The following is a 24,907-nucleotide window of genomic DNA, read 5'->3' on the forward strand; positions in this document are numbered from 1 at the left end:
GAGATCGACGATGGAGACCACACAGCAGTCGACGGAGCAGGACCGGTCGGCCGAACGGCGCCGGCGCGAGCTGCTGGAGGCGGCGGACCGGGTGGTGCTCCGGGACGGCCCCGGCGCGTCCATGAACGCGATCGCCGCGGAGGCCGGCATCACCAAGCCGATCCTCTACCGGCACTTCGGCGACAAGGGCGGCCTCTACCGGGCACTGGCCAAGCGGCACACGGACGCGCTGCTGGCCTCCCTGCGCGCGGCGCTCGACGCGCCGGCGGACCGGCGCGAGCGGGTGGAGGCGACGTTGGACACCTATCTGGCCGCGATCGAATCCCGCCCCCAGGTGTACCGCTTCCTGATGCACCCGGCCGACGACCCCGCGGACGCCCCGCACCCCCTCAGCAGCGCCGGCGCCGAGCACGCACCGGGCGCCGAGGCACGCTTCGACGTCGGTCGGCACTCCGCGCCGCTGCTGCGGCGGCTCGGCGAGGAGTTGGCCCAGGTCATCCACGACCGCGTGGACCTCGGCCCGGACTCCGAGCGGCTGGCCCGCGTCTGGGGCCACGGCATCGTCGGCATGATGCACGCCGCCGGTGACTGGTGGCTCGGCGAGCGCCCCTGCTCCCGCGCCGAGTTGGTCACCGGCCTCGCGGACCTGCTGTGGGGCAGACTCGCCGCCGCCTCCGACCGCGCGGGCGGCCCCGGCTTCTGACCGCTCCGTGACGCTACGACCAGGCCGCCCGCGTCGCCGCCCGCAGCAGCCGGCGGTGGCGCCAGCCCGTGAGGCGGTCGGCGTACACGACCCCGTCGAGGTGGTCCGTCTCGTGCTGCAGGCAGCGGGCGAAGAAGCCGGTGCCGGTGACCCGGACGGGCTCGCCCGACGCCGTCGTGCCCTCGACGACGGCCCGGTCGTACCGCTCCGTCCCCGCCTCCAGGCCCGGCAGGGACAGACAGCCCTCGGGGCCGCGCACCTCCACCCCGTCGGCCGCCACCAACCGGGGGTTCACCAGGTGCCCGAGGTGGCGCACGTCATCGTCGTCCGGACAGTCGTACACGAACACCCGCAGCCCCACACCCACCTGATTGGCCGCCAACCCCACCCCGTGCGCCGCGTACATCGTGGCGAACAGGTCCTCCACGAGCCCGTGCAACTCGGGGCCGAAGTCGGTGACGGGCTCGCAGGGGGCGTGCAGGACCGGATCGCCGAGCAGGCTCAGGGGCCGTACGCGTCCGGAACTGCCGGGGATCGGCCGGTTTCGCATGCGCGCAAGCGTACGTTCCGGTCGGAGTGCACGTCCGCCGCGGTGCCGCGGTACAGGTGCCGGCCCGGACCTGGATAGGCTGGGGGCGACCGATGCAAGGAGGATCAAGGACGATGTCCAGCAACTCGGAGCCACTGACGCCTCGCGCCAAGCTCGCCGTGACAGCGGGCAAGGCAGCGGCGGCGGTGTCACGCGCGGCGGGACGCGGTAGCGGTTCGGTGATCGGCGGCCGGGTGGCGCTCAAACTCGACCCCGACCTGCTCGGGCGGCTGGCGCAGCACCTGGACGTCGTCCTCGTGTCGGCCACGAACGGGAAGACCACCACCACCCGACTGATCGCCGAGGCCCTGCGGGCTGCGGGCCCGGTCGTCTCCAACGCTCTCGGCGCCAACATGCCCGCCGGCATCACCTCCGCGCTCGCGGGCGGCTCCGACGCCAAGTTCGGCGTGATCGAGGTGGACGAGAAGTACCTGTCGGGCGTGGCGCGCGACGTCACCCCGAAGGCGGTTGCCCTGCTGAACCTCTCGCGCGACCAGTTGGACCGCGCGGCGGAGACCCGGATGCTCGCGGAGAAGTGGCGCGAGGGCCTGGCGGGCACCAAGGCCACCGTGATCGCCAACGCCGACGACCCGCTGGTGGTGTGGGCCGCCTCCTCCTCCCCGCACGTCGTCTGGGTCGCCGCGGGCCAGGAGTGGAAGGACGACGCCTGGTCCTGCCCGTCCTGCGGCGGTGTGATGCAGCGCCCCGGCGACGACTGGTTCTGCGGCGAGTGCGGCTTCCGCCGGCCCGCGCCGAGCTGGGTCCTCAGCGGTGACCACGTCCTCGACCCGCACGGCTCCGCCTGGCCGATCCACCTCCAGCTGCCCGGCCGCGCCAACAAGGCGAACGCCGCCACCTCCGCCGCCGTCGCCGCCTGCTTCGGCGTGCCGCCGCAGGTCGCGCTGGAGCGGATGTACCAGGTCCAGGCCGTCGCCGGCCGCTACGACGTGGTGCACTTCGAGAACCGCGAGCTGCGGCTGCTGCTCGCGAAGAACCCGGCCGGCTGGCTGGAGACGTTCTCCCTGATCGACCCGCCGCCGACCCCGGTGATCCTCGCGGTGAACGCCCGCGGCGCCGACGGCACCGACACCTCCTGGCTCTGGGACGTCGACTACACCCGGCTCACCGGCCACCCGATCATGGTCATCGGTGACCGCCGGCTCGACCTCGCGGTGCGGCTGGAGGTCGCGGGCCAGGACTTCCGGGTCTGCGACACCGTCGACCAGGCGGTCGCGATGGCGCCGCCCGGACGGATCGAGCTGATCGGGAACTACACCGCCTTCCAGGACGTCCGCCGCCGCGTCGGCAACTGATCCGGACCCCTCCCAAGGCAGCACTGCGACGACTGAGAAAGGCTTTTCGAGCATGGCCGACAGCAGCCTGCGGCTGGTCTGGGTCTACCCGGACCTGCTGTCCACCTACGGCGACCAGGGCAACGCGCTGGTCGTGGAGCGCCGGGCCCGCCAGCGCGGGTTGGACGTGATGCGCATCGACGTCCGCAGCGACCAGCCGATCCCGACGTCCGGCGACATCTACCTGATCGGCGGCGGCGAGGACCGCCCCCAGCGGCTGGCCTCCGAGCGGCTGCGCCGCGACGGCGGCCTCAACCGGGCCGCGGAGAACGGCGCCATCATCTTCTCGGTCTGCGCCGGGTACCAGATCCTCGGCCACGAGTTCATCAACGACCTCGGACAGCGGGAGCCGGGCCTCGGTCTGATCGACGTGGTCTCCACCCGCGGCGAGGGCGAGCGCTGCGTGGGCGACGTCCTCGCGGACATCGACCCCCGCCTCGGGCTGCCGCAGCTCACCGGGTTCGAGAACCACCAGGGCGTCACCCACCTCGGCCCCACCGCCCGCCCCTTCGCACGGACGATCCTCGGCCGGGGCAACGGCACGGGCGACGGCACGGAGGGCGCGTACAACGAGACCGTCTTCGGCACGTACATGCACGGCCCCGTGATGGCCCGCAACCCGCAGATCGCGGACCTGCTGCTGAAGCTGGCGCTGGACGTGAACGCGCTGCCGTCGGTGGACGACCGCTGGTACGAGGCACTGCGCAACGAGCGGATCACCACGGCGACCCAGCAGCCGGCGTAGTTCCTCTGCGTCTGGCCCCGGCCGCCGTTTCCCTGCGGGAGCGTTGGTCCCTGCGGCCCGGTGGTGAGCTTGTCGCGCAGTTCCCCGCGCCCCTCACCTCCCTGCCCTGCAGGTGACCGACAAGGTCAGCGAAACAGGGGTGCCGGGGGTCCCCCACGCCCTCTGGGCGTAGGTGGGGGTGCCCCCGTGCCCGCAGGGAGACGGCGGCTCCGCCCACACGCCCGGGACTTCGCGGACACGACTTAGGGCCTGGACCGGGGGCGTCCCATCTGCCGGACGCCCCATTCGTTCCGGGGCGCCGTGCGCCGGTAGGGTGAGCGTCGATCAAACCGGACGACGTGGTCCGGGTGTCGGCCCACGTTGCAAAGGTAATTCGGGCAATGCGCATTGGTGTGCTCACCTCCGGCGGCGACTGCCCCGGTCTGAACGCCGTCATCCGTTCCGTCGTGCACCGTGCGGTCGTCGACCACGGTGACGAGGTCATCGGCTTCCACGACGGGTGGAAGGGCCTCCTGGAGTGCGACTACCGCAAGCTCGACCTGGACGCGGTGGGCGGCATCCTGGCGCGCGGCGGCACGATCCTCGGCTCGTCCCGGGTGCGGCCCGAGCATCTGCGTGACGGGGTGGAGCGGGCCAAGGGCCACTGCGCCGACCTCGGTCTCGACGCCGTGATCCCGATCGGCGGCGAGGGCACGCTGAAGGCGGCCCACCTGCTGTCCGAGGGCGGCCTGCCGATCGTCGGCGTCCCGAAGACGATCGACAACGACATCGCGGCCACCGACGTGACCTTCGGCTTCGACACCGCCGTGGGCGTGGCGACCGAGGCCCTGGACCGGCTGAAGACGACCGCCGAGTCGCACCAGCGGGTGCTGATCGTCGAGGTCATGGGCCGGCACACCGGCTGGATCGCCCTGCACTCCGGCATGGCCGCCGGCGCGCACGCCGTCGTGGTGCCCGAGCGCCCCTTCGACATCGAGGAGCTCAGCCGCCGGGTCGGCGCGCGGTTCGAGGCCGGCAAGCGGTTCGCGATCGTCGTCGTCGCGGAGGGCGCCAAGCCCCGCGAGGGCACGATGGCGTGGGACGAGGGCGGCAAGGACGTCTACGGCCACGAGCGCTTCGCCGGCGTCGCCCGGCAGCTGTCGACGGAGCTGGAGCGGCGACTGGGCAAGGAGGCGCGGCCGGTGATCCTCGGCCACGTCCAGCGCGGCGGCACCCCGACGGCGTACGACCGGGTGCTCGCGACCCGGTTCGGCTGGCACGCGGTGGAGGCGGCGCACCGCGGGGAGTTCGGCATGATGACCGCGCTGCGCGGCACCGACATCACCATGGTGCCGCTGGGGCGGGCCGTGGAGACGCTGAAGACCGTTCCGCAGGAGCGGTACGCCGAGGCGGAGTGCGTCCTGTAGGCGCTGGGAGCAGCCCGACGCTCCGTGGAACCGCCCCCGGCCGAAGTCCCGGCCGGGGGCGGTTCTACTCTGGTTCGGCAAGCGCACCACCTGGATGTATGCACGAATCGGGAGCCGTCTGATGGATCACAGCGGGCACGGCACGTCGATGGACCTGCCGCCGTTCACGCTGGAGCGGGGACTGGAGCTCTCTCCCGAACCGTTCTTCCTGGTCGGCAGCCTCTTGGCGCTGGCGCTCTACGGCTGGGGCGTGGTGCGCCTGGTGCGGCGCGGGGACGCCTGGCCGGTGGGTCGCACGGTCTTCTTCGTGCTCGGCGTGCTCACGGTACTGGTGGCCATGTGCACCAAGCTCAACGACTACGGCATGGTCATGTTTAGCGTGCACATGGTGCAGCACATGATCATCAGCATGGTGTCGCCCATCCTGCTGCTGCTGGGCGCGCCGGTGACGCTGGCGCTGCGGGCGCTGCCGGTGGCGGGCCGGGGTCGGACCGGGCCGCGCGAGCTGCTGCTGGCGCTGCTGCACAGCCGGTACATGCGGGTCGTGACGCACCCCGTCTTCACCATCCCGATCTTCATCGCGAGCCTGTACGGCCTGTACTTCACCCCGCTCTTCGACACGCTGATGGGGTCGAAGGCGGGGCACATCGGGATGATGGTGCACTTCCTCGCCGTGGGCCTGGTCTTCTTCTGGCCGATCATGGGTGTGGACCCGGGTCCGCACCGGCCGGGCTACGTGATGCGGATGTTGGAGCTGTTCGCGGGGATGCCGTTCCACGCCTTCTTCGGGATCGCCCTGATGATGGCGAGCTCCCCGATGGTCGAGGCGTACGAGAACCCGCCGGCCTCGCTCGGCATCGACGTGCTCGCGGACCAGAGCGCGGCGGGCGGCATCGCGTGGGCGTTCAGCGAGATCCCGTCGGTGCTGGTGCTGATCGCGCTGGTGTACCAGTGGTACCGCTCGGACCAGCGGCAGGCGCGGCGCACGGACCGGGCGGCCGACCGCGACGGCGACAAGGAGCTGGCGGCGTACAACGCCTACCTCGCCTCGCTGCACGCCCGCGGCGAGCGGCGGCCCGCCGGGCGGTAGCGCTCGACGCGGGTGTCGGGTGACGATGGCCCTACGTCGTCGTCCAGGGAGGCCCGCATGTCCGGTGCCACGAGAACGATGGGTGTGCTCACCGTGTCGACCGTGGTGGTCGTGACCGCCTACACGGTGGCGCTCGGCAGCAACGGCTGGCTCTGGTTCGGCTGCGTGGTGCTCACGCTGCTGACCGTCGGCGTGGTCGCCGCGCGCGGCAACTGATCGGCCGAAACGATCCGCCGGATCCATCCGGTCACGCTCGGATCGCTCGACCGGGCGTTCCCCGCCGCGGCGTCGGCGCCCGGCAGGGGCGCGCGGGCGCGCTGCGGCGGCCTCGGGGTACGGGCGTAGCGGCGTACGTGCTCGGTCTGCTTCACCCGTCGGGTGAACCAGATGACCTTCCCGCCGTCCGTGCCGCAGGTGCCCCAGCTGTCGGCGAGGTGTGCGACGGCGGCGAGCCCGCCCTTCGTCGGGCAGGAGCTGGTCATCCGGGGCAGCCGCGGGTCGCGGTCGGCCACCGAGGTGATCAGGTGCCGGCCGGTCCAGCGCAGCTCGATCTCGCACGTCCGGTCGCCCGGGACGTGCCGGACGACGTTCTGCATCAGGGCGTCGACGGCCCGGCACACGGGCAGGACGTGGGCTTCCAGGTCCCAGTGCCGCAGGTGCGCCGCGAGAATCCGGCGGACCTGGGGGATCCGCTCCAAGGTTGCCTGCACTTCCATGGTGTAGCGGCAGGCGGCCTGATTGTGCATGGCCATGGCTCCTCACCGCGCCGGGCCGGGCTCTCCAACGCCGGGACCCCCGAGTGACGGAGAGTGCACACCTGACGCTTCTGGGTCACTGCCCAGGGTGACCCCCGGGGCCGTTCGCCGCAACACGTCCCCTTCGTCCCGGCGGGTGGCGCAGGAGGGCCGACCGGAGTCGTGGACGGTTACCCGGCGCCGGTGCGCACACATAAGATGACCGCGGTCCCGCTGCCCGTACGACGCCTCCAGGGACGGCCGAGTCCGGCTCCGCACCGCCCGTCCCTCCCGTGAAGGAGCACCCCGCCGTGTTCTACAACGTGCTCAAGTACGTCTTCCTGGGGCCGCTGCTGCGGTTGCTGTTCCGCCCCCGCATCGAGGGCCTGGAGCACGTCCCCGAAGAGGGCGCGGCGATCGTCGCCGGGAACCACCTGTCGTTCTCCGACCACTTCCTGATGCCGGCGATCCTCAAGCGGCGCATCACCTTCCTGGCGAAGGCGGAGTACTTCACCGGACCCGGCCTGAAGGGGCGGCTGACCGCCGCGTTCTTCCACAGCGTGGGGCAGATCCCGGTGGACCGCTCGGGCAAGGAGGCGGGCCAGGCCGCGATCCGGGAGGGCCTCGGGGTGCTGAGCAAGGGCGAGCTGCTGGGGATCTATCCGGAGGGCACCCGTTCGCACGACGGGCGTCTTTACAAAGGCAAGGTCGGCGTGGCGGTGATGGCGCTGCGGGCCGGGGTGCCCGTGGTCCCCTGCGCGATGGTGGGCACCTTCGAGATCCAGCCGCCGGGCCAGAGGCTGCCGAAGGTCCGCAGGGTCACGGTCCGCTTCGGGGAGCCGTTGGACTTCTCGCGCTACGCGGGGATGGAGGGCGAGAAGGCGGTGCTGCGGGCGATCACCGACGAGATCATGTACGCCGTCCTCGGGCTGTCCGGGCAGGAGTACGTGGACCGGTACGCGGCCGACGTGAAGGCGGAGCTGGAAGAGGCGAAGAAGGCCGGCCGCCGCACGACGTGATCGCGCACGCGGCGTTTTGCGTGGGGCGGCCGGCCGTGATCCGACCGCCCCACGGCCGTGTTCAGGTCCGCAAAGGAGCAGGCGTCACGGCTTCGGCACCGCGTGCGGATCGCAGGTGACGTTGCGGTCGTCCAGGGCCCCGCTCAGCAGGTAGGCGTCTACGCGCTGGTTGACGCAGGCGTTGGCGATGCCGGTGACGCCGTGCGAGCCGGCGTTCTTCTCCATGATCAGCCGCGAGCCCTTCAGCCGCTTGTGCAGCTCGTAGGCGCCGCCGACCGGGGTGGCGGCGTCCCGCTCGGCCTGCACGATCAGCACGCCCGGCAGCCCCTTGCCGGACTTCACGTCCACGGCCGGCCCCTGCCGGGTCGACCAGGTGGCGCACGGCAGGTTCATCCAGGCGTTCGCCCAGGTCATGAACGGGTAGTCACGGTGCAGCCGGGTGTTGTCGCGGTCCCAGCGCCGCCAGTCGGTGGGCCACTTTGCGTCGGCGCACTCGACGGCGGTGTAGACGGCGTTGCCGTTCTCGGCGCGGGCGTTGCCCTCGGTGTCCGACAGGTCCGGTGCGGCGGCGTCGACGAGCGCCTGCACGTCACCGGCGACGTACTTGCTCCAGATCCGCGCCACGGGCGCCCAGGAGGAGTCGTAGTACGGCGCACTCTGGAAGAAGCTGGTCAGCTCGGCCGGTCCGACGACCCCGCCGAGCGGCGCCTTCTTCGCGGCGGCGCGCAGCTTCTGCCACTGCGCCTCGACCTTCGCCGGGGTGTCGCCGATCTTGTACGTGGCGTCGTTCGCGGCGACCCACGCCTTCCAGTCGTTCCAACGCATCTCGAAGGCGACGTCCTGGTCCAGGTTGGCCTGGTACCAGATCTTCTGCCGGGACGGGTTGACCACGGAGTCGACGACCATCCGGCGGACGTGGCCGGGGAAGAGGGTCGCGTAGACGCCGCCGAGGTAGGTGCCGTAGGAGACGCCGAGGAAGTTCAGCTTCCGCTCACCCAGCGCCGCGCGCAGCACGTCGAGGTCGCGGGCGGTGTTCGCGGTGGTCATGTGCGGCAGCATCCAGCCGCTGCGCTCGGCGCAGCCGTCCGCGTACTCGGCGGCGAGCTTGCGCTGGGCCCGCTTGTCGGCCTCGCTGTCGGGTACCGGGTCGGCCTTGGGCGCCTTCACGAACTCCTGGGGGTCGACGCAGGAGATCGGGGTGGAGCGGCCGACGCCGCGCGGGTCGAAGCCCACGAAGTCGTACGCCTTGGCGACGTTCGCCCAGATCGGGTTCTTGCCGGTGACCCGGGTGGGGAAGCGCAGTCCGGAGCCGCCGGGGCCGCCGGGGTTGTAGAACAGGGCGCCCTGGCGTTCGGCGGGGGTGCCGGTGTTGCCGATCCGGTCGACGGTGATCGTGATCTGTCGGCCGTTGGGGCGCTGGTAGTCGAGCGGCACGGTGACGGTGCCGCACTGGATCGGCTTGGGGAGCCCCCAGTCGGCGGGACAGTCCGCCCACGTCACGCCCTTGTGGGCGGCCCGTTCGGCGGCGATCTTCACCCCGCGCTCCTCCAGGACGCCGCCGCGACCGCTGCTCGCGCTGGCGGTGGGGGCGGCTATGGCTCCTGCGATGAGGGTGCCCGCCATCAGAGTGCCGGCCGAGCCGAGCACCGCTGTGCGTCTCACGTGGAACTCCCCTTCTGTCGTCGAGTCTCCGGGGGATCCTTCCGTCTGAGGGGGCACCGGGAACAGGTCGTACGCATGTTCTTTGCCGAACCAATAACCGGTGTGCCGAGTCCCGCTCAGCGGTGCGGCGCTGACGGGTCGTTGCGCGCGCCCGATCTGGTCAGCCGCGGTCTTCGGTCCGCTGGGCGGCGTCCAGGGCCTCCCGCAGCAGCCGGGCGTCCGGTGCGACGGCGGTGACGAGGGCAGCCGGGCCGGCGAGCGGGGTGAGGACGGCGGTGTCCCCGAGGACGCGGGGGCGCGCCGGCTCCGTCTCGTAGTCGGGGTCGACGATCAGGAGTTGGCCCACGGCCCGGTGGCCGCCGAGGACTGCGCCGCCGTCCCAGCCGCCGGGGGCGCCGGGACCGTACCGGGCTTCCTGGTCGAGCACGGTGCGTCCGGCGCGCCGGACGGTGAGCCGGCTCCACACCGTGCCGGGCTCCTCCCGGTGGCGGCCGAGCACCTGTTCTTCGCGTAGGACGAGCCGGGCGGTGGGGGCGAGTTCGACGTGGGTGACGGTGCGCAGGTCGCTGCCGCGGACGCAGATGACGGGCTCGGGCAGCCAGTGCAGGCGGGCGCCGTCGGCGACGGTGAGCCGTACGTCGTAGTGCGCGGGCGCGCCGGTGGGGCCGGGCAGGGAGATCGTCGCGGCGGCCGAGCCGACCTCCAGCCGGGCGCCGTCGCGCACCTCCGTCTCGACGGCGAGCCGGTCGCCGCCGAGTGGAGCGCTCATCGCGCCGACGACGACGACCCGCTGCCGTCCCGGGGTCCGCGGTCGGGTGCGGCGCGGGGCCAGCGGCCCGCCGCCGGTGAGGAGGGGCAGCCCGGTCCGGTCGGCGACGATGCGGGCCGTCGCCCGGACGCTCACGCGGTCCAGTCGGCGAGCCGGGCGCGCACCCAGTCGGCGACCGGCCGCACTCCGTCGGGCTCGCGCAGGGAGACGAGGACGACGGGGAGTTCGCCGCGCTGTCGGCGGGCGTCGTCGGCCATCCGGCTCAGGTCGGAGCCGACGAACGGGGCGAGGTCGGTCTTGTTGACGACGAGCAGGTCAGCGGTGGTGACGCCGGGGCCGCCCTTGCGGGGGATGTCGTCGCCGCCGGCGACGTCGATGACGAAGACCTGGGCGTCCACCAGTCCGCGGGAGAAGGTGGCGGTCAGGTTGTCGCCGCCGGATTCGATGAGGATCAGGTCGAGTGGGCCGACGGCGTCCTCCAGGTCCTCGACGGCTTCGAGGTTGGCGGAGATGTCGTCGCGGATAGCGGTGTGCGGGCAGGCGCCGGTCTCCACGGCCTGGATGCGCTCGGGCGGCAGCACCGCGGCGCGTAGCAGGAAGTCGGCGTCCTCCCGGGTGTAGATGTCGTTGGTGACGACGGCGATGGAGTGCCGCTCGCGCAGGGCGCCGCACAGCGCGGCGACCATCGCGGTCTTCCCGGAGCCGACGGGTCCGCCGAGGCCGATCCGCAGGGCGCGCCGGTTGCCGTCGGGGCGTCGGGCGTCGGCGCTGACTGCGGCTGCGTGGTCGTGGTGGTGGGTGTCGAGGTGCACGGGCGGCGCTCCTGTGGTGGTGACGGGCGGGGCGTTGTGGGTCAGGAGGCGAAGAGGCGTACGGGCCAGGTCGCGTGCTGCTGCGCGGTGACGTCGAGCAGCGGTGCGGAAGCGGCGGGCAGCGCGTCGATCCCACGGCGGGCCGCCGCGCAGGCGCGGGCCGCGACGTCGTCCGCCTCGGGCGCCAGCCGGGCCAGCACCGCCGTCGCCTCGAAGGGGTCGAGTCCCAGCAGGCGTACGGCCGCGGTGGCGGGCCCGCTGACGGTCTCGTACGCGACGGCGCCGGCGGCGTCCTCGGGCCCGATGCCGGCGCTGAGCGCCAGCACGCCGAAGACCACCGGCTGGTGCGCGCCGCGGGGGCGGGCCGCGGCGAGCGCGTCGAGGCGCGGGCCCGGCCAGGTGGCGCGCCCGGCCCGCAGCAGTTGCCGGCCCAGTTTGCGTGCGGCGGCGCGCAGCGCGGGGGACGGCGTGCGGGCGTCGGCGGCGTCGTCGAGTGCGAGGGGGTCGTGGTCGAGCGCGGCTGCGGCGGCGATGGCGGCGGAGGTCAGCCCGGTCGTGTGCAGCCGGCCGCGGCAGAACGCGGCCAGGGACGGTGCGTCGTGGATGCGTCCGGCGCGTACGGCGGCTTCGGCGCCGCCGGAGTGGGCGTGTCCGCCGGCGGGGAAGCGCCCGTCGGCGAGGACGAGGAGGGCAGCCCGGCTCATCGCGGCCTCAGAAGAGGAAGTATCGCTGGGCCATGGGCAGTTCCGCGGCCGGTTCGGGCTCGATCCGTTCGCCGTCGACGGTGACGTCGAAGGTGTCGGGGTCGACGACGACCCGGGGCAGGGCGTCGTTCTCGCGCATCGCGGCCTTGGTGAGGCGTCGGGTGCCCTCGATGGGCACGAAGGGCTTGTGGAGGGCGAGCCGTTCGGGCAGTCCGGCCGCGATCGCGTCGTGGGAGGTGAAGGTGATCGAGCCGGTGGAGCCGGCCCGGCCCAGGGCGCCGAACATGGGCCGGGGCAGTACGGGTTGGGGGGTGGGGATCGACGCGTTGGCGTCGCCCATCTGCGCGTACGCGATCTGGCCGCCCTTGAGCACGAGGAGCGGCTTGACGCCGAAGAACGCCGGCTCCCACAGCACCAGGTCGGCGAGCTTGCCGGGCTCGACGGAGCCGATCTCGGCGGCCATGCCCTGGGCGATCGCGGGGTTGACGGTGTATTTGGCGACGTAGCGACGGACCCGGTGGTTGTCGGCGGGTCCGTCGCCGGGCAGCGGGCCGCGCCGCTTCTTCATCACGTGCGCGGTCTGCCAGGTCCGCAACACGACCTCCCCGATGCGCCCCATGGCCTGGGAGTCGGAGGAGATGATCGAGATCGCGCCCAGGTCGTGCAGGACGTCCTCCGCGGCGATGGTGGTGGGGCGGATGCGGGACTCGGCGAAGGCGAGGTCCTCGGGCACGGCCGGGTTGAGGTGGTGGCAGACCATCAGCATGTCCAGGTGCTCGTCGACGGTGTTGACGGTGTGCGGCCTGGTCGGATTGGTGGAGCTGGGCAGGACGTGGGGCTCGCCGACCACGGTGATGATGTCGGGGGCGTGCCCTCCCCCGGCGCCTTCGGTGTGGTATGCGTGGATGGTGCGGCCGGCGACGGCGGCGAGGGTGTCCTGGACGAAGCCGGCTTCGTTGAGGGTGTCGGTGTGGATGGCGAGTTGGGCCCCGCTCTCCTCGCAGACGTCGAGGCAGGCGTCGATGACGGCCGGGGTGGCGCCCCAGTCCTCGTGGATCTTGAAGCCCACGGCGCCGCCGCGCAGTTGGGAGCGCATGGCCTCGCGCGAAGTGGTGTTGCCCTTGCCGAGCAGTCCGATGTTCACCGGCAGTCCGTCCAGCGCCTCGAACATCCTGCTCAGGTGCCAGGGTCCGGGGGTGACGGTGGTCGCCTTGCTGCCCTCGGCCGGTCCGGTGCCGCCGCCGACGAGGGTGGTGACCCCGGTGGCCAGCGCCTGGTGGACGAGGGTGGGCGAGATGAAGTGGACGTGGGCGTCGACGGCGCCGGCGGTGACGATGCGTCCGTTGCCCGCGATGACCTCGGTCTCGGGGCCGATCACCAACTGGGGGTGGACGCCGTCCATGGTGTCGGGGTTCCCGGCCTTGCCCAGTGCGGCGATCCGGCCGTCCCGGATGCCGATGTCCGCCTTGACGACGCCCCAGTGGTCGATGACGAGCGCCCCGGTGACGACGGTGTCGGGCGCGCCTTCGGCGCGGGTGGTGCGAGCCTGCCCCATGGACTCGCGGATCACCTTGCCGCCGCCGAACACGGCCTCGTCGCCGGCGCGTCCGGGGCCTCCGCTCAGGTCCTGCTCGACCTCGACGAAGAGGTCGGTGTCGGCGAGCCGCACCCGGTCGCCGGTCGTCGGGCCGAAGAGGTCCGCGTACGCCCGTCTGCTCAGCTCAGCCACGGTCGGCTCCGCCCTCGGCGTCCAGGGCGCCGCCGGCCGCGCCGCGCAGCCCCGGCACGGTCCGGGCGCCGGCGATCGGCACGAGTTCCACGTCGAGGGGGATCCCGGGCTCGAAGCGGACGGCGGTGCCGGCGGCGATGTTCAGGCGCCGGCCCCAGGCGGCGGCCCGGTCGAACTCCAGCCCGGGGTTGGCCTCGGCGAAGTGGTAGTGGGAGCCGACCTGTACGGGTCGGTCGGCGGTGTTGACGACGGTGGTGCGGGTGGTCTCGCGCCCTTCGTTGATGCGGACGGGCGCGTCGGCGGGGCGCAGCTCTCCGGGGATCATCGGCGTGCCTCAGCCGATCGGGTCGTGGACGGTGACGAGCTTGGTGCCGTCCGGGAAGGTGGCTTCGACCTGGACGTCGTGGATCATCTCCGGGACGCCCTCCATCACCTCGGCGCGGGCCAGGACCTGACGTCCCGACGCCATCAACTCCACGACGCTGCGCCCGTCGCGGGCGCCTTCGAGGACGTGGGCGGTGATCAGGGCGACGGACTCGGGGTGGTTGAGCAGCACTCCGCGGGCGCGCCGCTGCTCCGCCACGTCGGCGGCGACGTGGATGAGCAGCCGTTCCTGCTCGTGCGGGGAGAGTTGCACGGTGCCACCTCACTCGTGGGAGCGGGCCTTCGGGGCGGGCCCCGGGGCCGTCGGGAGGTGAACACGTTAAGACGGCGCCTTTTCGGGCGCGTTAACCAGCGTTACGGGCAGGTGCACGCTCCATCGACATCAGCGCCCGCAGTCCGTCCTCCAGCGCCTCGACGCTGACGTTGCCGAAGAGCGCCTGCTGGACGAAGAACCCCTGGGCGGTGGCGATCAGGGTGCGGGCGACGTGGTCGGCGTCGGCGTCGCCGGACATCCATCCGCGGGTGCGGTACGCCTCGACGAGTTGCGCCCAGGCCGCGCGCAGCGTGCCGTACCCGTCGTCGAGCACGGTCGCGAGCCGTTCGTCGCGCAGGGTCTCGCTCCACACCTGGACGATGAGCCGGGCCAGCGCCTGCTCGTCCGCTCCGTGGAAGCGTTCGCGCAGCACCCGGCGCAGGACGCGGCCGATGAGGACGTCCGGGGTGGGCGGCGGATCGCTGCGGGCCGCGTCAAAGAAGGCGGCCCTGACCCCGTCGAACACCTCGTTGGCGATGGCCTCGATCAGCTCGTCCTTGCTGCGGAAGTAGCGGTACACGGCGCCGGCGGACAGGCCGACCTCGCCGAGGACGTCCTGCATCGAGGTGGCGTGGAAGCCGTTGCGGGCGAAGCAGCGCGCGGCGCCGTCGAGGATCTGGCGACGCCGGGCGTCGAGGTGCTGTTGGGAGACGCGGGCCATGCCGCCAACCTAAAACGAACATTCATTCTTGACAAGGCGACCCTGCCGGAGGACGCTGGGGAAAACGCAAAACGAACGATCCTTCTTTTTAGTGCGCGGGCTGTCGCCCGTACGCCCCTTGGCCTTCCGCACGCCCAGAAGCGAGGAACCCCGTGTCCAGCACCCCTCCCGCCATAGCCCCGTCCCAGCTGCCCCCACCCCGGGGCGCAGGCCCGAGCCCGGTGCGGCGCGCGGTCGCCGTGCTGCTCCTGGTGCCGGTGCTGGTCGCGGCGGCGCTCTGGGCCTTCGCCTGGCCCGGCGCCCGCACCGCGCCGCGCGATCTGCCCCTGGGCGTCGCCGGCCCGGCCGCGGCGGTCGAGCCGATCGCCCGGTCGCTGGAGCAGCGGGAGGGCGCCTTCGACCTGCACCGCTACGGGGACGAGGCCGCGGCGCGGGCCGCGATCGAGGACCGGAAGGTGTACGGAGCGGTCGTCGCCACGCCGGACGGGCCACGGCTGTTGACCGCTTCGGCGGCGAGCCCGGTGGTCGCCGGACTGCTGCGGGAGGCCGTCGAGGGCGGGGCGCCCGACGGGCGTCAGGTGCCGGTGACCGACGTCGTCCCCGCGCCGAGCGCGGATCCGCGCGGCGGCGTGCTGGCGGCGACCGCGCTGCCGCTCACCCTCGCCGGGATCGCGTCCGGCGCCATGGTCACGGTCTTGCGGCTACGGCGGGGGCGGGCGGCCGTGACCCTCGCCGGCGCCGCGGCGCTCGCCGCGCTCACGGCGACCGTCCTCGCACACGACTGGCTCAACGTCCTGACCGGGTCCTGGTGGGGCGAGGTGGGGGCGCTGGCCCTGACGGTCTTCACCGTCGGCGCGTGCACCGCGGGCCTCGCCGCGCTCGCCGGCCCCGCGGGGATGGCGCTCAGCAGTGCGCTGATGGTGCTGATCGGCAATCCGTTCTCGGGCGCGGCGAGCGCTCCGGAGCTACTGCCGGAGCCGGCCGGGCTCATCGGGCAGTGGCTGCCGCCGGGGGCCGGCTCCCAACTGCTGCGCTCGCAGGCGTACTTCGACGGCAGCGGCAGCGGGGGCGAAGTCCTGGTGCTGTGCCTGTGGGCGGGGCTGGGGCTCGCCGCCGTCCTCCTCGCCCGACGCCCGGCGGACGAGAGGGGCGCCGCGGTCGCGTCGCCCGGGTGATCAGCCCCCGGCGCCGGGAGGGCGGTGCTCGGCCGTCAGCCCGAAGCGTCCCCGCTCGGCGCCGCCGGCCGCGGTGGACCCGAGCGAGGACACCGAGCTGATCACCTGCTCGTCGACGGCGGCGGACCGGTCGAGCTCTTCGAGCCGTGCGAGGTCGTCCGCGCTGACCAGCGCCACGAGGGGCTTGCCGTGGCGGGTGACCACGACGCGCTCACCGCCGTACACCACGCGGTTGATCAGTTCGGCCAGCTCAGCGCGGGCTTGCGTCACCGGAATCTCGTAGGCCATGCCCTTCAGCTTAGTGCGCGCCCCCGTCTTCCTCTCGGCTCGCAAGCCGGCCCCGGACGCCGTGACGGCGTGCTCGCTCAGCGCGTAAAGGCGCCCTGACCTGGGAATCCGCCCCCACTTCGGACGTTGTTGCCGCTCCACACCCCCCGATGGGTTCTGTACGTCCTGTACATTTCTTACGGAAGCACGGCCGGGGGTCCTCCATGGGGCGCGCCCGCCGAGGACCGAGGAGAGGTACGCCATGAAGCAGCCCGCCGCCCGTTACGTCCTGCCGCAGTTCACCGAGCGCACCGCGCACGGGAACCGCACCCTCGACCCCTATGCCAAGCTGCTCGAAGAGCGGATCGTCTTCCTCGGGACGCCGGTGGACGACACCGCGGCGAACGACGTGATCACCCAGCTGCTGTATCTGGAGTACGCGGCGCCGGAGCGCCAGATCTCGCTGTACATCAACTCCCCCGGCGGCTCGCTCAGCGCCATGTCCGCGATCTACGACACGATGCAGGTGATCACCTGCGACATCGAGACCACCTGCATCGGGCAGGCGGTCTCGACCGCGGCGCTGCTGCTGGCCGCCGGCGCGCCCGGCAAGCGCCTGGCGCTGCCGGGCGCGCGGATCGTGCTCCAGCAGCCCGGGCTCGACGAGCCGGCCCGGGGCATGCCGTCGGACCTGGAGATCGAGGCGCGGGAGATCCTCCGGCTGCGCGACCTGATGGTGGAGCTGTTCGCCCGGCACACCGATCGCAGCGCCGAGCGGATCGCCGCCGACCTGGAGCGCGACACCTTCCTGGACTCGGCGGCGGCCCGGGAGTACGGGCTGGTGGACCATGTGATCGGCAGCCGCAAGTCCTCGCTGACCGGCCGCGGCTGACGGAGGGCGCACCGTGCTCCGTCCCGAACTGCCGCCGCTGCCGGCGCTGACCCGCGCCGAGGCCGATCTCGTCGACGGCTATCTGCGCGTCGTGGACCTGGTGGGACGCATCAACCCCAGCCGCGGCGACCTCACTTACTCCTCCCTGCGCGCTGCCCAGGCGCTGGTCGCGCAGGCGATCGCAGTCAAGGACGCGCTGGCGCTGATGCACGAGCGCGGGGAGGACGCCCTGCACGCGGCCACCCTCGCCCGGGCCTTGCGGGTGCTCGACGGCGAGCGGCGCGCGCTGCGGGTCACCATCCCCGCCGATCCCGCCCCGTGACGGCCCGTCAACGACGCGTCAACCGCCATCCGGGTCCCCGCCGGGATACCTCGTTTGATGTAGTCGCGGGTTCGCCGGCCGATACGCTCAAGTTGCGCAGGACGACGATCCCTCTAGCGGAATGTCCTATTCCAGCGCTGGTGCGGGCCTCCCCCGGCGTCCACGCCCAGCGGGAAAGTGCGACACGTCCACCTGAATGGCGCATTCGTGTTGAAACTCACATATCGCCGTTTTGACTCGGAAATCCGGCATCGCGTGGGACAAGATCCCTGGGACGACAAGCCCCCGTCACCTCGGCGGGGCGGTCCGGACGGACGCCGAGTCCTGCCGCCGTTCCGGATGACTGGTCGACAGGAGTGCTTCGGCAGGAGTGGAGGACCCGAGCAGTACGGGACGGCCGGCTCGCCGGACGTTCCTCGGGGTGAAGCCGCGCCAGCGGCCGGGCACCTTCGTCCGCCCGAACCCGACAGGTCACCCTTCACAGGCGGCTGACGAAGGGTTGCGCATGACTGCGCAGATGAACGTCCCGTTCCTGATCGGCCGGGCGGGTGCGGTGTCCGCCCTGACCCTCGCCGCACTCGGTGGCTCGATGCTCGTACCGGGCGGCACGTCCGAGGCCCAGGCAGCAACGGCCCACGCGGGCAAGGCACTCAAGGTGGCCGCGGGCAAGAAGGGCTCGCCCTACCGGTACGGCGCGGTGGGGCCGCGGCGCTTCGACTGTTCCGGGTTGACGCTCTATTCGTACAAGAAGGCGGGCAAGAAGCTGCCCCGGACCGCGCAGCAGCAGTACAACTCCACGCGGCGGGTCTCGACCGCCAACAGAAAGGCGGGGGACCTCGTCTTCTTCCACTCCGGACGGAGCGTCTACCACGTCGGCATCTACGCCGGGAAGGGAAAGATCTGGCATTCGCCCAAGCGGGGTTCCTGGGTGAAGCTGGACAAGATCTGGAGCAGGAGCGTCTCGTACGGCCGGGTCCGCTGACGTAGCTCCATCCCGTCCGCCGACTCTTCCAGTACGCCGACTCTTCCGTCCGCCGGCTCTTCCAGTGCGTCGGCCTTCTGGACTGCCGGTGCCCGTCGGGTCAGTCGGCCCGGCGGGCGGGCGGCCAGGGCAGGGTGATCCAGACCGTCTTCCCGCCGTCCTCGGTCGGCGTGACGGTCAGTCGGCCGCCGCTGTGCGCCGTGAGGCTGCGGATGATGACCATCCCGCGGCCGTTGTCCTGGCGCACGGCGGCGGGCAGCCGCTGGGGCCACCTCGGATGACTGTCCGTCACTCCGAGGCGCAGTTCCTCGTCCCGCTCCAGCAGCACGTCCACCCGGAAGGTGGGCGACTGGTCGAAGGTGTGCTGCACGGCGTTGGTGGTGAGTTCGGAGACGATCAACCGGATCGTGTCCAGGGCGTCCGACTCCGCGGGAAGGCCCCAGCCCGTGACGGCGCCGGTGACGAATCTGCGCGCCACGGAGACCGACGCGGGCTCGCTCGGCAGGGTGATGGCGGCTTCCTGGAGGTCTGCCATGGCGACGTCGTCCCTTTCCCACCGAGGCCGTGCTCCGACTTCACAGCCGATGGCTGCGCGGACGGCCGCGGACAGTGCTTCGCGCGCCACACTGCCATTCATCGCGGCGCCGGGTGAGGCGATCCGCCAAGATGCGCAGCGTTACGTCGCTCGAAGCGGTGAACTCTATGACGCAAGGCCGTTTTGGGACACTCCTCGCGCACCGGGCGGTGCCGTGTGCAGCACGATCTGCACCGCTGTCTCGATCTGCTGCTGCGTCAGGTCGGCGCGGGCGGTCAGCCGGAGCCGGGAGATGCCGTCCGGCACCGAGGGCGGGCGGAAGCAACCCACCCTCAGCCCCGCGGCGCGGCAGTCGGCGGCCCAGCGCAGCGCCGCTTCCGGCGCGGGCGCCCGGACGGACACCACGGCGGCGTCGGGCCGCACTGCCGTCAGGCCCCCCGCGGTCAGTCGCTCGTACAGCTCCGTGGCGGCCGTGCGCACCCGATCGGCGCGCCCCGGTTCGTCGCGTAGCAGCCGTAGGGAGGCGAGGGCCGCGCCCGCCGCGGCGGGTGCGAGGCCGGTGTCGAAGATGACCGTACGGGCCGTGTTGACCAGGTGGTCGATGACCCGGGCGGGGCCGAGGACCGCGCCGCCCTGGCTGCCGAGGGACTTGGAGAGCGTGACGGTGGCCACCACGCCGCGGGCGCCGGCGATCCCGGCCGCGTGGACGGCACCGCGCCCGCCGTCGCCGAGGACGCCGAAGCCGTGCGCGTCGTCCACCAGCAGGGCCGCGCCCCGGCGCGCGCAGACGGCGGCGAGTTCGGCCAGCGGCGCCGCGTCGCCGTCCACGGAGAAGACGGAGTCGGTGACGGCGACGGCCGGGCGCCCCGGGTGGGCGTCCAGGGCCTTGCCGACCGCTTCGGGGTCGGCGTGCGCGCTGATCGCGGTCTCGGCCCGGGACAGTCGGCAGCCGTCCACGATGGAGGCGTGGTTGCCGGCGTCCGAGACGATCAGTCCGTCGCGCACGGACAGCGCGGTGACGGCCGCCAGGTTGGCGGCGTACCCGGAGGCCACCACCAGGGCGGACTCGAAGCCGCAGAAGGCGGCGAGCTCCCGTTCGAGTTCGGCGTGCAGGGCGGTGCTGCCGGTGACGAGGCGGGATCCGGTGGAGCCGGCGCCCCAGCGGCGGGCGGCCTCCGCGGCGGCTTCGGTGATCTGCGGGTGGCGGGTGAGTCCGAGGTAGTCGTTGCCGGCGAGGTCAAGCAGGTCGCCGTCGGCGGGGCGGGGGCTGAGCGTGCGTACGAGACCGGCCCGCTCCCGGTCGCGGGCCGCGTCGTCGAGCCAGTGGAAGGGGTCTGGGTGCAAGGCTTTCGGCTCCTCGTACGGCTCGTGGCGCAGGCCGCGCTTTTGTAGGCAGCTCACAGACCCTAATAGCCGGCGCCCGGGTAACCCATGTGGTCATACACACACTTCGTCGAGGCGCTGTTGTGAGGTTTCGACTTTCCCCGGGGGAGTTCGGTAGGCCAGGATCGGCGCCATGGACCTTCTGGACACGCTGGTGGAGAAGGGGCTGCGGCGCGAGCTGCCGACCCGGGAAGAAGCGCTCGCCGTCCTGGCGACCTCCGACGACGACGTGCTCGACCTGGTGGCCGCGGCGGGCCGGGTGCGCCGCAAGTGGTTCGGCCGCCGGGTGAAGCTCAACTACCTCGTCAACCTCAAGTCGGGCCTGTGCCCCGAGGACTGTTCGTACTGCTCGCAGCGGCTCGGTTCCACGGCGGGCATCTTGAAGTACACCTGGCTGAAGCCGGACGAGGCGTCCGAGGTGGCCGCCGCGGGGGTCGCGGGCGGCGCGAAGCGGGTGTGCCTGGTGGCCAGCGGTCGCGGGCCGACGGACCGGGACGTCGACCGGGTGTCGAAGACGATCGAGGCGATCAAGGAGCAGAACGAGGACGTGGAGGTGTGCGCCTGCCTCGGGCTGCTCTCCTCGGGGCAGGCGGAGCGGCTGCGCGCGGCAGGCGCCGATGCGTACAACCACAACCTCAACACGTCCGAGGGGACGTACGGGCAGATCACCACCACCCACACCTACGAGGACCGGGTGGACACCGTGCAGCAGGCGCAGGCCGCCGGTCTGTCGGCGTGCTCGGGGCTGATCGCGGGCATGGGCGAGAGCGACGAGGACCTGGTGGACGTGGTGTTCGCGCTGCGGGCGCTGGACCCGGACTCCGTGCCGGTGAACTTCCTCATCCCCTTCGAGGGCACCCCGCTGGCGAAGGAGTGGCACCTCACCCCGCAGCGGTGCCTGCGGATCCTCGCGATGGTGCGGTTCGTCTGCCCGGACGTGGAGGTGCGGCTGTCGGGCGGGCGCGAGATCCATCTGCGCACCCTGCAGCCGCTCGCGCTGCACGTGGTGAACTCCATCTTCCTCGGCGACTACCTGACCAGCGAGGGGCAGGCGGGCCAGACGGACCTCGACATGATCGCGGACGCCGGCTTCGAGGTGGAGGGCGCGGGCACGACGACGCTGCCGGCGCACCGGGCGGGCGGCGGCTGCGGTTCGCCGTGCGCCGCCCCTGAGGCGTCGGACGCGTCAGAGGCGTCGGAGGCTTCGGACGGGGAGCCGGGCGCGGGCCAGCGCACGGACGCCGGGCGCCCGGACCTGGTGGCGGTGCGCCGCCGGGGCGCTGGCACCGAGGTGGCCCCCAATGCCTGAGGCCGCGCCCCCCGCGGACGTCGCCGCGTTGCTGGCGCTGGACCGGGCCCACGTGTGGCATCCGTACGGGCCGATGCCCGGCCGCACGGACCCGCTGGTCGTGGAGTCCGCCGCGGGCGTACGGCTGCGGCTGGCGACGCCGGTGCACGGGCACCGCGAGGTCGTCGACGGCATGTCGTCCTGGTGGTCCGCGCTGCACGGCTACAACCACCCCGTGCTCAACGAGGCGGCGCGCGGGCAGTTGGAGCGGATGAGCCACGTGATGTTCGGCGGGCTCACGCACGAGCCCGCCGTACGGCTGGCCGAGCGGCTGGTGCAGATCACCCCGGAACCGCTGCAGCACGTCTTCCTCAGCGACTCGGGCTCGGTCTCCGTCGAGGTCGCGGTGAAGATGTGCCTCCAGTACTGGCGCTCCACCGGCGACCGGGCGAAGCGACGGCTGATGACCTGGCGCGGCGGCTACCACGGCGACACCTGGCAGCCGATGTCGGTGTGCGACCCCGACGGCGGCATGCACGCGCTGTGGAGCGGGGTGCTGCCCGAACAGGTCTTCGCGGACGCGCCCCCGACGGCGTACGAGCAGGGGTACGCGGACCACCTGCGGGAGCTGGTGGCCCGGCACGCCCATGAGCTCGCTGCGGTGATCGTGGAGCCGGTGGTGCAGAACGCCGGCGGGATGCGCTTCCACTCCCCCGCGTACCTGCGGGTGCTGCGCGAGGCGTGCGACGAGCACGGCGTCCTCCTCGTCTTCGACGAGATCGCCACCGGCTTCGGTCGCACCGGCACGCTCTTCGCCGCCGAGCACGCCGGGGTCAGCCCCGATGTGATGTGCCTCGGCAAGGCGCTGACCGGCGGCTACCTCTCCATGGCGGCTACGTTGTGCACGACGCGGGTGGCCGAGGGCATATCGCGGGGCGAGGTGCCGGTCCTCGCCCACGGTCCGACGTTCATGGCCAATCCGCTCGCCGCGTCCGTGGCCCTGGCCTCCGTCGACCTCCTGCTGTCGCAGGACTGGACGCGGGAGGTGCGGCGGATCGGGTCCGCGCTGAGCCGGGGGCTCGCCCCGGCTGCGGCGCTGCCCGGGGTGGTCGACGTGCGCGTCCTCGGCGCGATCGGGGTCGTACAGCTCGATCACGACGTGGACATGGCGGCAGCGACGGACGCGGCGCTGCGGCACGGTGTGTGGCTGCGGCCGTTCCGGGACCTGGTGTACGTGATGCCGCCGTTCGTGATGGGCGAGGAGGATCTGGCGACGCTCTGCGGTGCGGTGCTGGCTGCGGCATCGGCGTCGAAGGCGGCGGTGGCGGGCGTGCCCGCGCGATGAGCCGCCCCTTCTGCCTTGCCCCGGCAGGCGCGTGAGCACCGTGACACGCGTGCGTTGATGGCGTCTGCGGCCGGGTGCGCGCTGCGCACGCAGTTCAGGCCGCTTGCCCTGCGGGCACGGGGGGGACCCCCAGCGCCCCTAGAACCCTCGTCCCGCAGGTAGGACGACGGGGGCAGCGAATCAGGTGGCCCTGGGGGTCCCACCACGCCCTTCGGGCGTAGGGGGCGGAACTGCGCGACAAGCCACCCACCGGCCGGTAGGGACCGACGCTCCCGCAGAGCCACGGCGGCTATGTCAAAAGGCGCAAGGAAGCGCAGACGAGACCTGACGGCCACGCCGTCGGCGCGGCGAGCGGTGGGGAAGAAGAGGAGCGGAACGCATGAACGTCATCGTGGTCTCGGGCACCGGGACGGAGATCGGCAAGACCGTCATCACCGCGGCGATCGCGGCGAACGCCCGCAAGCGCGGCCGGAGTGTCGCCGTGGTGAAACCGGCCCAGACGGGCGTGCGCGTCGACGAGCCGGGTGACGTCGGCGAGGTGGCGCGGCTCGTGGGCGACGTGTCCACCCTGGAACTGGCCCGCTATCCGGAGCCGTTGGCTCCGGCGACCGCCGCGCACCGGGTCGGTGCCGCGCCGGTACGGCCGCAGGACGTGGCGGACGCGGTCGAGAAGGCCGCCACGGAACACGATCTGGTGCTGGTGGAGGGCGCGGGCGGGCTGCTGGTGCACTTCGACGGGGCCGGCGGCACCCTCGCGGACGCAGCACGGCTGCTGGGCGCACCGGTCCTCGTCGTCGTACCGCCCGGGCTCGGCACGCTCAACGGCGCCGCGCTGACGGCCGAGGCGCTGCGCGCCCGGGACGTGCGCCAACTCGGCGTGGTCGTGGGCAGTTGGCCCGCCGAGCCCGACCTCGCGGCGCGGTGCAACCTCACGGACCTGCCGACGGTGGCGGGGGCGCCGCTGCTCGGGGCCGTGCCCGAGGGCGCGGGCGGGCTCGCCCCCGACCTGTTCCGGGCCCGGGCCACCGACTGGCTGGCGCCGCCGCTCGGCGGCCGTTGGGACGCGGCGGCGTTCACCGCGTCGGCGGCGCCCCCGCCACCCGGGCGCACGCCCCTGCGCTAGGTCGTGTCCGCACAGTCCGGCGCGGCCCGTCCGGCGGTGCCGCCGTCTTGGCGGGCGCGCTGGCGCCGTGGTGCGTGTGCGGTCATGACGTCTGCGGCCCGCAGGGAAACGGCGGCTACGTCAAAAGACGCAGCAACGCGCGCGGGACCTTGCGGACACGACGTAGGCGGTGTCCCGGGCCCGGTCGCGGGGGAGAATGGCCGTGACGCACCGCCCCTTTCGAGGAGGCCCGTGATGCCCAGGCCCCAGCCGAACCCGCCGCGCGATGCGGTCCACCACCCGGTCTTCGCCCGCTTCTACGCCCGGTTCAGCGTGGCCGCCGACGAGCGGGCGGGGGTGGGCACCCACCGGGGCGAGCTGCTCGCCGGCGCGTCGGGGCGGGTGATCGAGATCGGGGCGGGCAACGGCCTGAACTTCCCGCACTACCCGTCGGCGGTCTCCGAGGTCGTGGCCATCGAGCCGGAAGGCACGCTGCGGACGCTGGCGCGCCGGGCGGCCCGCCGGGCGGAGGTCCCGGTCGACGTGGTCCCGGGTGCGGCGGAGGCGCTGCCGGTGAAGTCGGAGGCGTTCGACGTCGCGGTCGTATCGCTGGTGCTGTGTTCCGTACGGGACCTGCCGCGCTCGTTGCGGGAGATCCTGCGGGTGCTGCGCCCCGGTGGCGAGCTGCGGTTCTTCGAGCACGTCCGGGCGCCGACGCCGGGGATGGCCCGGGCGCAGCGGGCCCTGGACCGTACGGTGTGGCCCTGGCTGTTCGGCGGCTGCCACACCGCTCGGGACACCCTGGCCGCGATCGAGGCGGCCGGTTTCGACCTGGGCGTGCACAGACGGCTGAGGGTGCCGGAGCGCGGTCTTCAGGTGCCGTCGTCGCCGTGTGTGATCGGGGTGGCCCGCAAGCCCTTCGCGGCCCCGGACTGACCGCGGCC

27 protein-coding genes and 1 riboswitch are annotated in these 24,907 nt (G+C 72.9%); of the genes, 14 read left to right on the forward strand and 13 right to left on the reverse strand.

Translation table 11 applies throughout. The annotated features are described in order from the left end of the window. Positions 1–10: 10 nt before the first annotated feature. A complete protein-coding gene (locus ABZ842_RS33955; protein WP_361545858.1) occupies positions 11–703 on the forward strand; it encodes a TetR family transcriptional regulator in 693 nt (230 codons plus the stop codon). A 13-nt stretch (positions 704–716) separates the two neighbouring features. On the opposite strand, the gene def is transcribed toward ABZ842_RS33955, so the two are convergent. Then, complete coding sequence (def, locus tag ABZ842_RS33960) at positions 717–1,253, reverse strand: peptide deformylase (RefSeq protein ID WP_361545861.1); 537 nt, start codon at positions 1,251–1,253, stop codon at positions 717–719. A gap of 113 nt (positions 1,254–1,366) precedes the next feature. Here def and ABZ842_RS33965 point away from each other — a divergent pair, with 113 nt between their 5' ends. The 4 genes from ABZ842_RS33965 (at position 1,367) to ABZ842_RS33980 (ending at position 5,885) form a co-directional block, all read left to right on the forward strand. Continuing rightward, on the forward strand, positions 1,367–2,605 hold the full coding sequence (locus ABZ842_RS33965; RefSeq protein ID WP_361545864.1) for a MurT ligase domain-containing protein: 1,239 nt from the start codon (positions 1,367–1,369) through the stop codon (positions 2,603–2,605). A gap of 52 nt (positions 2,606–2,657) precedes the next feature. After that, positions 2,658–3,389: a glutamine amidotransferase gene (locus ABZ842_RS33970; RefSeq protein ID WP_361545866.1), complete on the forward strand. Its 732-nt coding sequence runs from the start codon at positions 2,658–2,660 to the stop codon at positions 3,387–3,389. A gap of 380 nt (positions 3,390–3,769) precedes the next feature. Beyond that, positions 3,770–4,795, forward strand: a complete 1,026-nt coding sequence (locus tag ABZ842_RS33975; RefSeq protein ID WP_361545869.1) for a 6-phosphofructokinase — start codon at positions 3,770–3,772, stop codon at positions 4,793–4,795. A gap of 121 nt (positions 4,796–4,916) precedes the next feature. Next, positions 4,917–5,885 (forward strand): cytochrome c oxidase assembly protein, encoded by a 969-nt coding sequence (locus tag ABZ842_RS33980; RefSeq protein ID WP_361545871.1) that lies wholly within the window; start codon positions 4,917–4,919, stop codon positions 5,883–5,885. Between the two features lie 119 nt (positions 5,886–6,004). Here ABZ842_RS33980 and ABZ842_RS33985 read toward each other — a convergent pair whose 3' ends face one another. Then, a complete protein-coding gene (locus ABZ842_RS33985) occupies positions 6,005–6,637 on the reverse strand; it encodes an ATP-binding protein (RefSeq protein WP_361545874.1) in 633 nt (210 codons plus the stop codon). 293 nt (positions 6,638–6,930) lie between these two features. On the opposite strand from ABZ842_RS33985, the gene ABZ842_RS33990 reads away from it, so the two are divergent. Beyond that, entirely contained in the window at positions 6,931–7,638 is a 708-nt protein-coding gene (locus ABZ842_RS33990; protein WP_361545877.1) for a lysophospholipid acyltransferase family protein, read from the forward strand. 84 nt (positions 7,639–7,722) lie between these two features. On the opposite strand, the gene ABZ842_RS33995 is transcribed toward ABZ842_RS33990, so the two are convergent. From ABZ842_RS33995 to ABZ842_RS34030, 8 genes are all read right to left on the reverse strand, one after another. After that, positions 7,723–9,261, reverse strand: coding sequence for an alpha/beta hydrolase (locus ABZ842_RS33995; protein ID WP_361545956.1), 1,539 nt, complete (start codon positions 9,259–9,261; stop codon positions 7,723–7,725). A 199-nt stretch (positions 9,262–9,460) separates the two neighbouring features. After that, on the reverse strand, positions 9,461–10,204 hold the full coding sequence (locus tag ABZ842_RS34000) for an urease accessory protein UreD (protein ID WP_361545880.1): 744 nt from the start codon (positions 10,202–10,204) through the stop codon (positions 9,461–9,463). Then, positions 10,201–10,881 (reverse strand): urease accessory protein UreG, encoded by a 681-nt coding sequence (gene ureG, locus ABZ842_RS34005; RefSeq protein WP_361545883.1) that lies wholly within the window; start codon positions 10,879–10,881, stop codon positions 10,201–10,203. The genes ABZ842_RS34000 and ureG overlap by 4 nt, the downstream gene beginning before the upstream one ends. A gap of 41 nt (positions 10,882–10,922) precedes the next feature. Further along, a complete protein-coding gene (locus tag ABZ842_RS34010) occupies positions 10,923–11,585 on the reverse strand; it encodes an urease accessory UreF family protein (RefSeq protein WP_361545886.1) in 663 nt (220 codons plus the stop codon). Between the two features lie 7 nt (positions 11,586–11,592). Continuing rightward, complete coding sequence (locus ABZ842_RS34015; RefSeq protein ID WP_361545889.1) at positions 11,593–13,314, reverse strand: urease subunit alpha; 1,722 nt, start codon at positions 13,312–13,314, stop codon at positions 11,593–11,595. Further along, the gene (locus ABZ842_RS34020; RefSeq protein ID WP_361545892.1) at positions 13,307–13,639 is read right to left on the reverse strand and encodes an urease subunit beta; all 333 of its coding nucleotides are present in this window, start codon (positions 13,637–13,639) and stop codon (positions 13,307–13,309) included. The genes ABZ842_RS34015 and ABZ842_RS34020 overlap by 8 nt, the downstream gene beginning before the upstream one ends. A 9-nt stretch (positions 13,640–13,648) precedes the next feature. Next, positions 13,649–13,951, reverse strand: coding sequence for an urease subunit gamma (locus ABZ842_RS34025; protein WP_361545895.1), 303 nt, complete (start codon positions 13,949–13,951; stop codon positions 13,649–13,651). A gap of 91 nt (positions 13,952–14,042) precedes the next feature. Continuing rightward, positions 14,043–14,672: a TetR/AcrR family transcriptional regulator gene (locus ABZ842_RS34030; RefSeq protein ID WP_361545897.1), complete on the reverse strand. Its 630-nt coding sequence runs from the start codon at positions 14,670–14,672 to the stop codon at positions 14,043–14,045. Positions 14,673–14,860: 188 nt separating this feature from the next. Between ABZ842_RS34030 and ABZ842_RS34035 the strand changes: the two genes are divergently transcribed. Next, the gene (locus tag ABZ842_RS34035) at positions 14,861–15,847 is read left to right on the forward strand and encodes an ABC transporter permease (protein ID WP_361545959.1); all 987 of its coding nucleotides are present in this window, start codon (positions 14,861–14,863) and stop codon (positions 15,845–15,847) included. Here the strand turns inward: ABZ842_RS34035 and ABZ842_RS34040 are convergent, their stop codons facing one another. Beyond that, positions 15,848–16,135 (reverse strand): type II toxin-antitoxin system Phd/YefM family antitoxin, encoded by a 288-nt coding sequence (locus ABZ842_RS34040; protein ID WP_361545900.1) that lies wholly within the window; start codon positions 16,133–16,135, stop codon positions 15,848–15,850. It lies immediately after the preceding gene. A 241-nt stretch (positions 16,136–16,376) separates the two neighbouring features. Here ABZ842_RS34040 and ABZ842_RS34045 point away from each other — a divergent pair, with 241 nt between their 5' ends. From ABZ842_RS34045 to ABZ842_RS34055, 3 genes are all read left to right on the forward strand, one after another. Next, positions 16,377–17,006 (forward strand): ATP-dependent Clp protease proteolytic subunit, encoded by a 630-nt coding sequence (locus ABZ842_RS34045; protein WP_361545903.1) that lies wholly within the window; start codon positions 16,377–16,379, stop codon positions 17,004–17,006. A 13-nt stretch (positions 17,007–17,019) separates the two neighbouring features. Then, positions 17,020–17,328, forward strand: a complete 309-nt coding sequence (locus ABZ842_RS34050) for a hypothetical protein (protein WP_361545906.1) — start codon at positions 17,020–17,022, stop codon at positions 17,326–17,328. Between the two features lie 347 nt (positions 17,329–17,675). Continuing rightward, positions 17,676–17,830, forward strand: a riboswitch (cyclic di-AMP (ydaO/yuaA leader). Positions 17,831–17,833: 3 nt separating this feature from the next. Further along, on the forward strand, positions 17,834–18,310 hold the full coding sequence (locus tag ABZ842_RS34055; RefSeq protein ID WP_361545909.1) for a C40 family peptidase: 477 nt from the start codon (positions 17,834–17,836) through the stop codon (positions 18,308–18,310). A 100-nt stretch (positions 18,311–18,410) separates the two neighbouring features. On the opposite strand, the gene ABZ842_RS34060 is transcribed toward ABZ842_RS34055, so the two are convergent. Further along, positions 18,411–18,845: an ATP-binding protein gene (locus tag ABZ842_RS34060; RefSeq protein WP_361545912.1), complete on the reverse strand. Its 435-nt coding sequence runs from the start codon at positions 18,843–18,845 to the stop codon at positions 18,411–18,413. Positions 18,846–19,010: 165 nt separating this feature from the next. Then, positions 19,011–20,189: an 8-amino-7-oxononanoate synthase gene (locus ABZ842_RS34065; protein ID WP_361545915.1), complete on the reverse strand. Its 1,179-nt coding sequence runs from the start codon at positions 20,187–20,189 to the stop codon at positions 19,011–19,013. A 172-nt stretch (positions 20,190–20,361) separates the two neighbouring features. Here ABZ842_RS34065 and bioB point away from each other — a divergent pair, with 172 nt between their 5' ends. The 4 genes from bioB (at position 20,362) to ABZ842_RS34085 (ending at position 24,899) form a co-directional block, all read left to right on the forward strand. After that, positions 20,362–21,537: a biotin synthase BioB gene (gene bioB, locus ABZ842_RS34070; RefSeq protein WP_361545918.1), complete on the forward strand. Its 1,176-nt coding sequence runs from the start codon at positions 20,362–20,364 to the stop codon at positions 21,535–21,537. Beyond that, entirely contained in the window at positions 21,530–22,861 is a 1,332-nt protein-coding gene (locus ABZ842_RS34075) for an adenosylmethionine--8-amino-7-oxononanoate transaminase (protein ID WP_361545921.1), read from the forward strand. The genes bioB and ABZ842_RS34075 overlap by 8 nt, the downstream gene beginning before the upstream one ends. A 379-nt stretch (positions 22,862–23,240) precedes the next feature. Then, positions 23,241–23,984, forward strand: a complete 744-nt coding sequence (gene bioD / locus ABZ842_RS34080; RefSeq protein WP_361545924.1) for a dethiobiotin synthase — start codon at positions 23,241–23,243, stop codon at positions 23,982–23,984. 234 nt (positions 23,985–24,218) lie between these two features. Further along, positions 24,219–24,899 (forward strand): class I SAM-dependent methyltransferase, encoded by a 681-nt coding sequence (locus ABZ842_RS34085; protein WP_361545927.1) that lies wholly within the window; start codon positions 24,219–24,221, stop codon positions 24,897–24,899. Positions 24,900–24,907: the final 8 nt, after the last annotated feature.

The organism is Streptomyces sp. NPDC047315, assembly GCF_040643215.1.
In the GTDB taxonomy this organism is placed as follows: Bacteria; Actinomycetota; Actinomycetes; order Streptomycetales; family Streptomycetaceae; genus Streptomyces.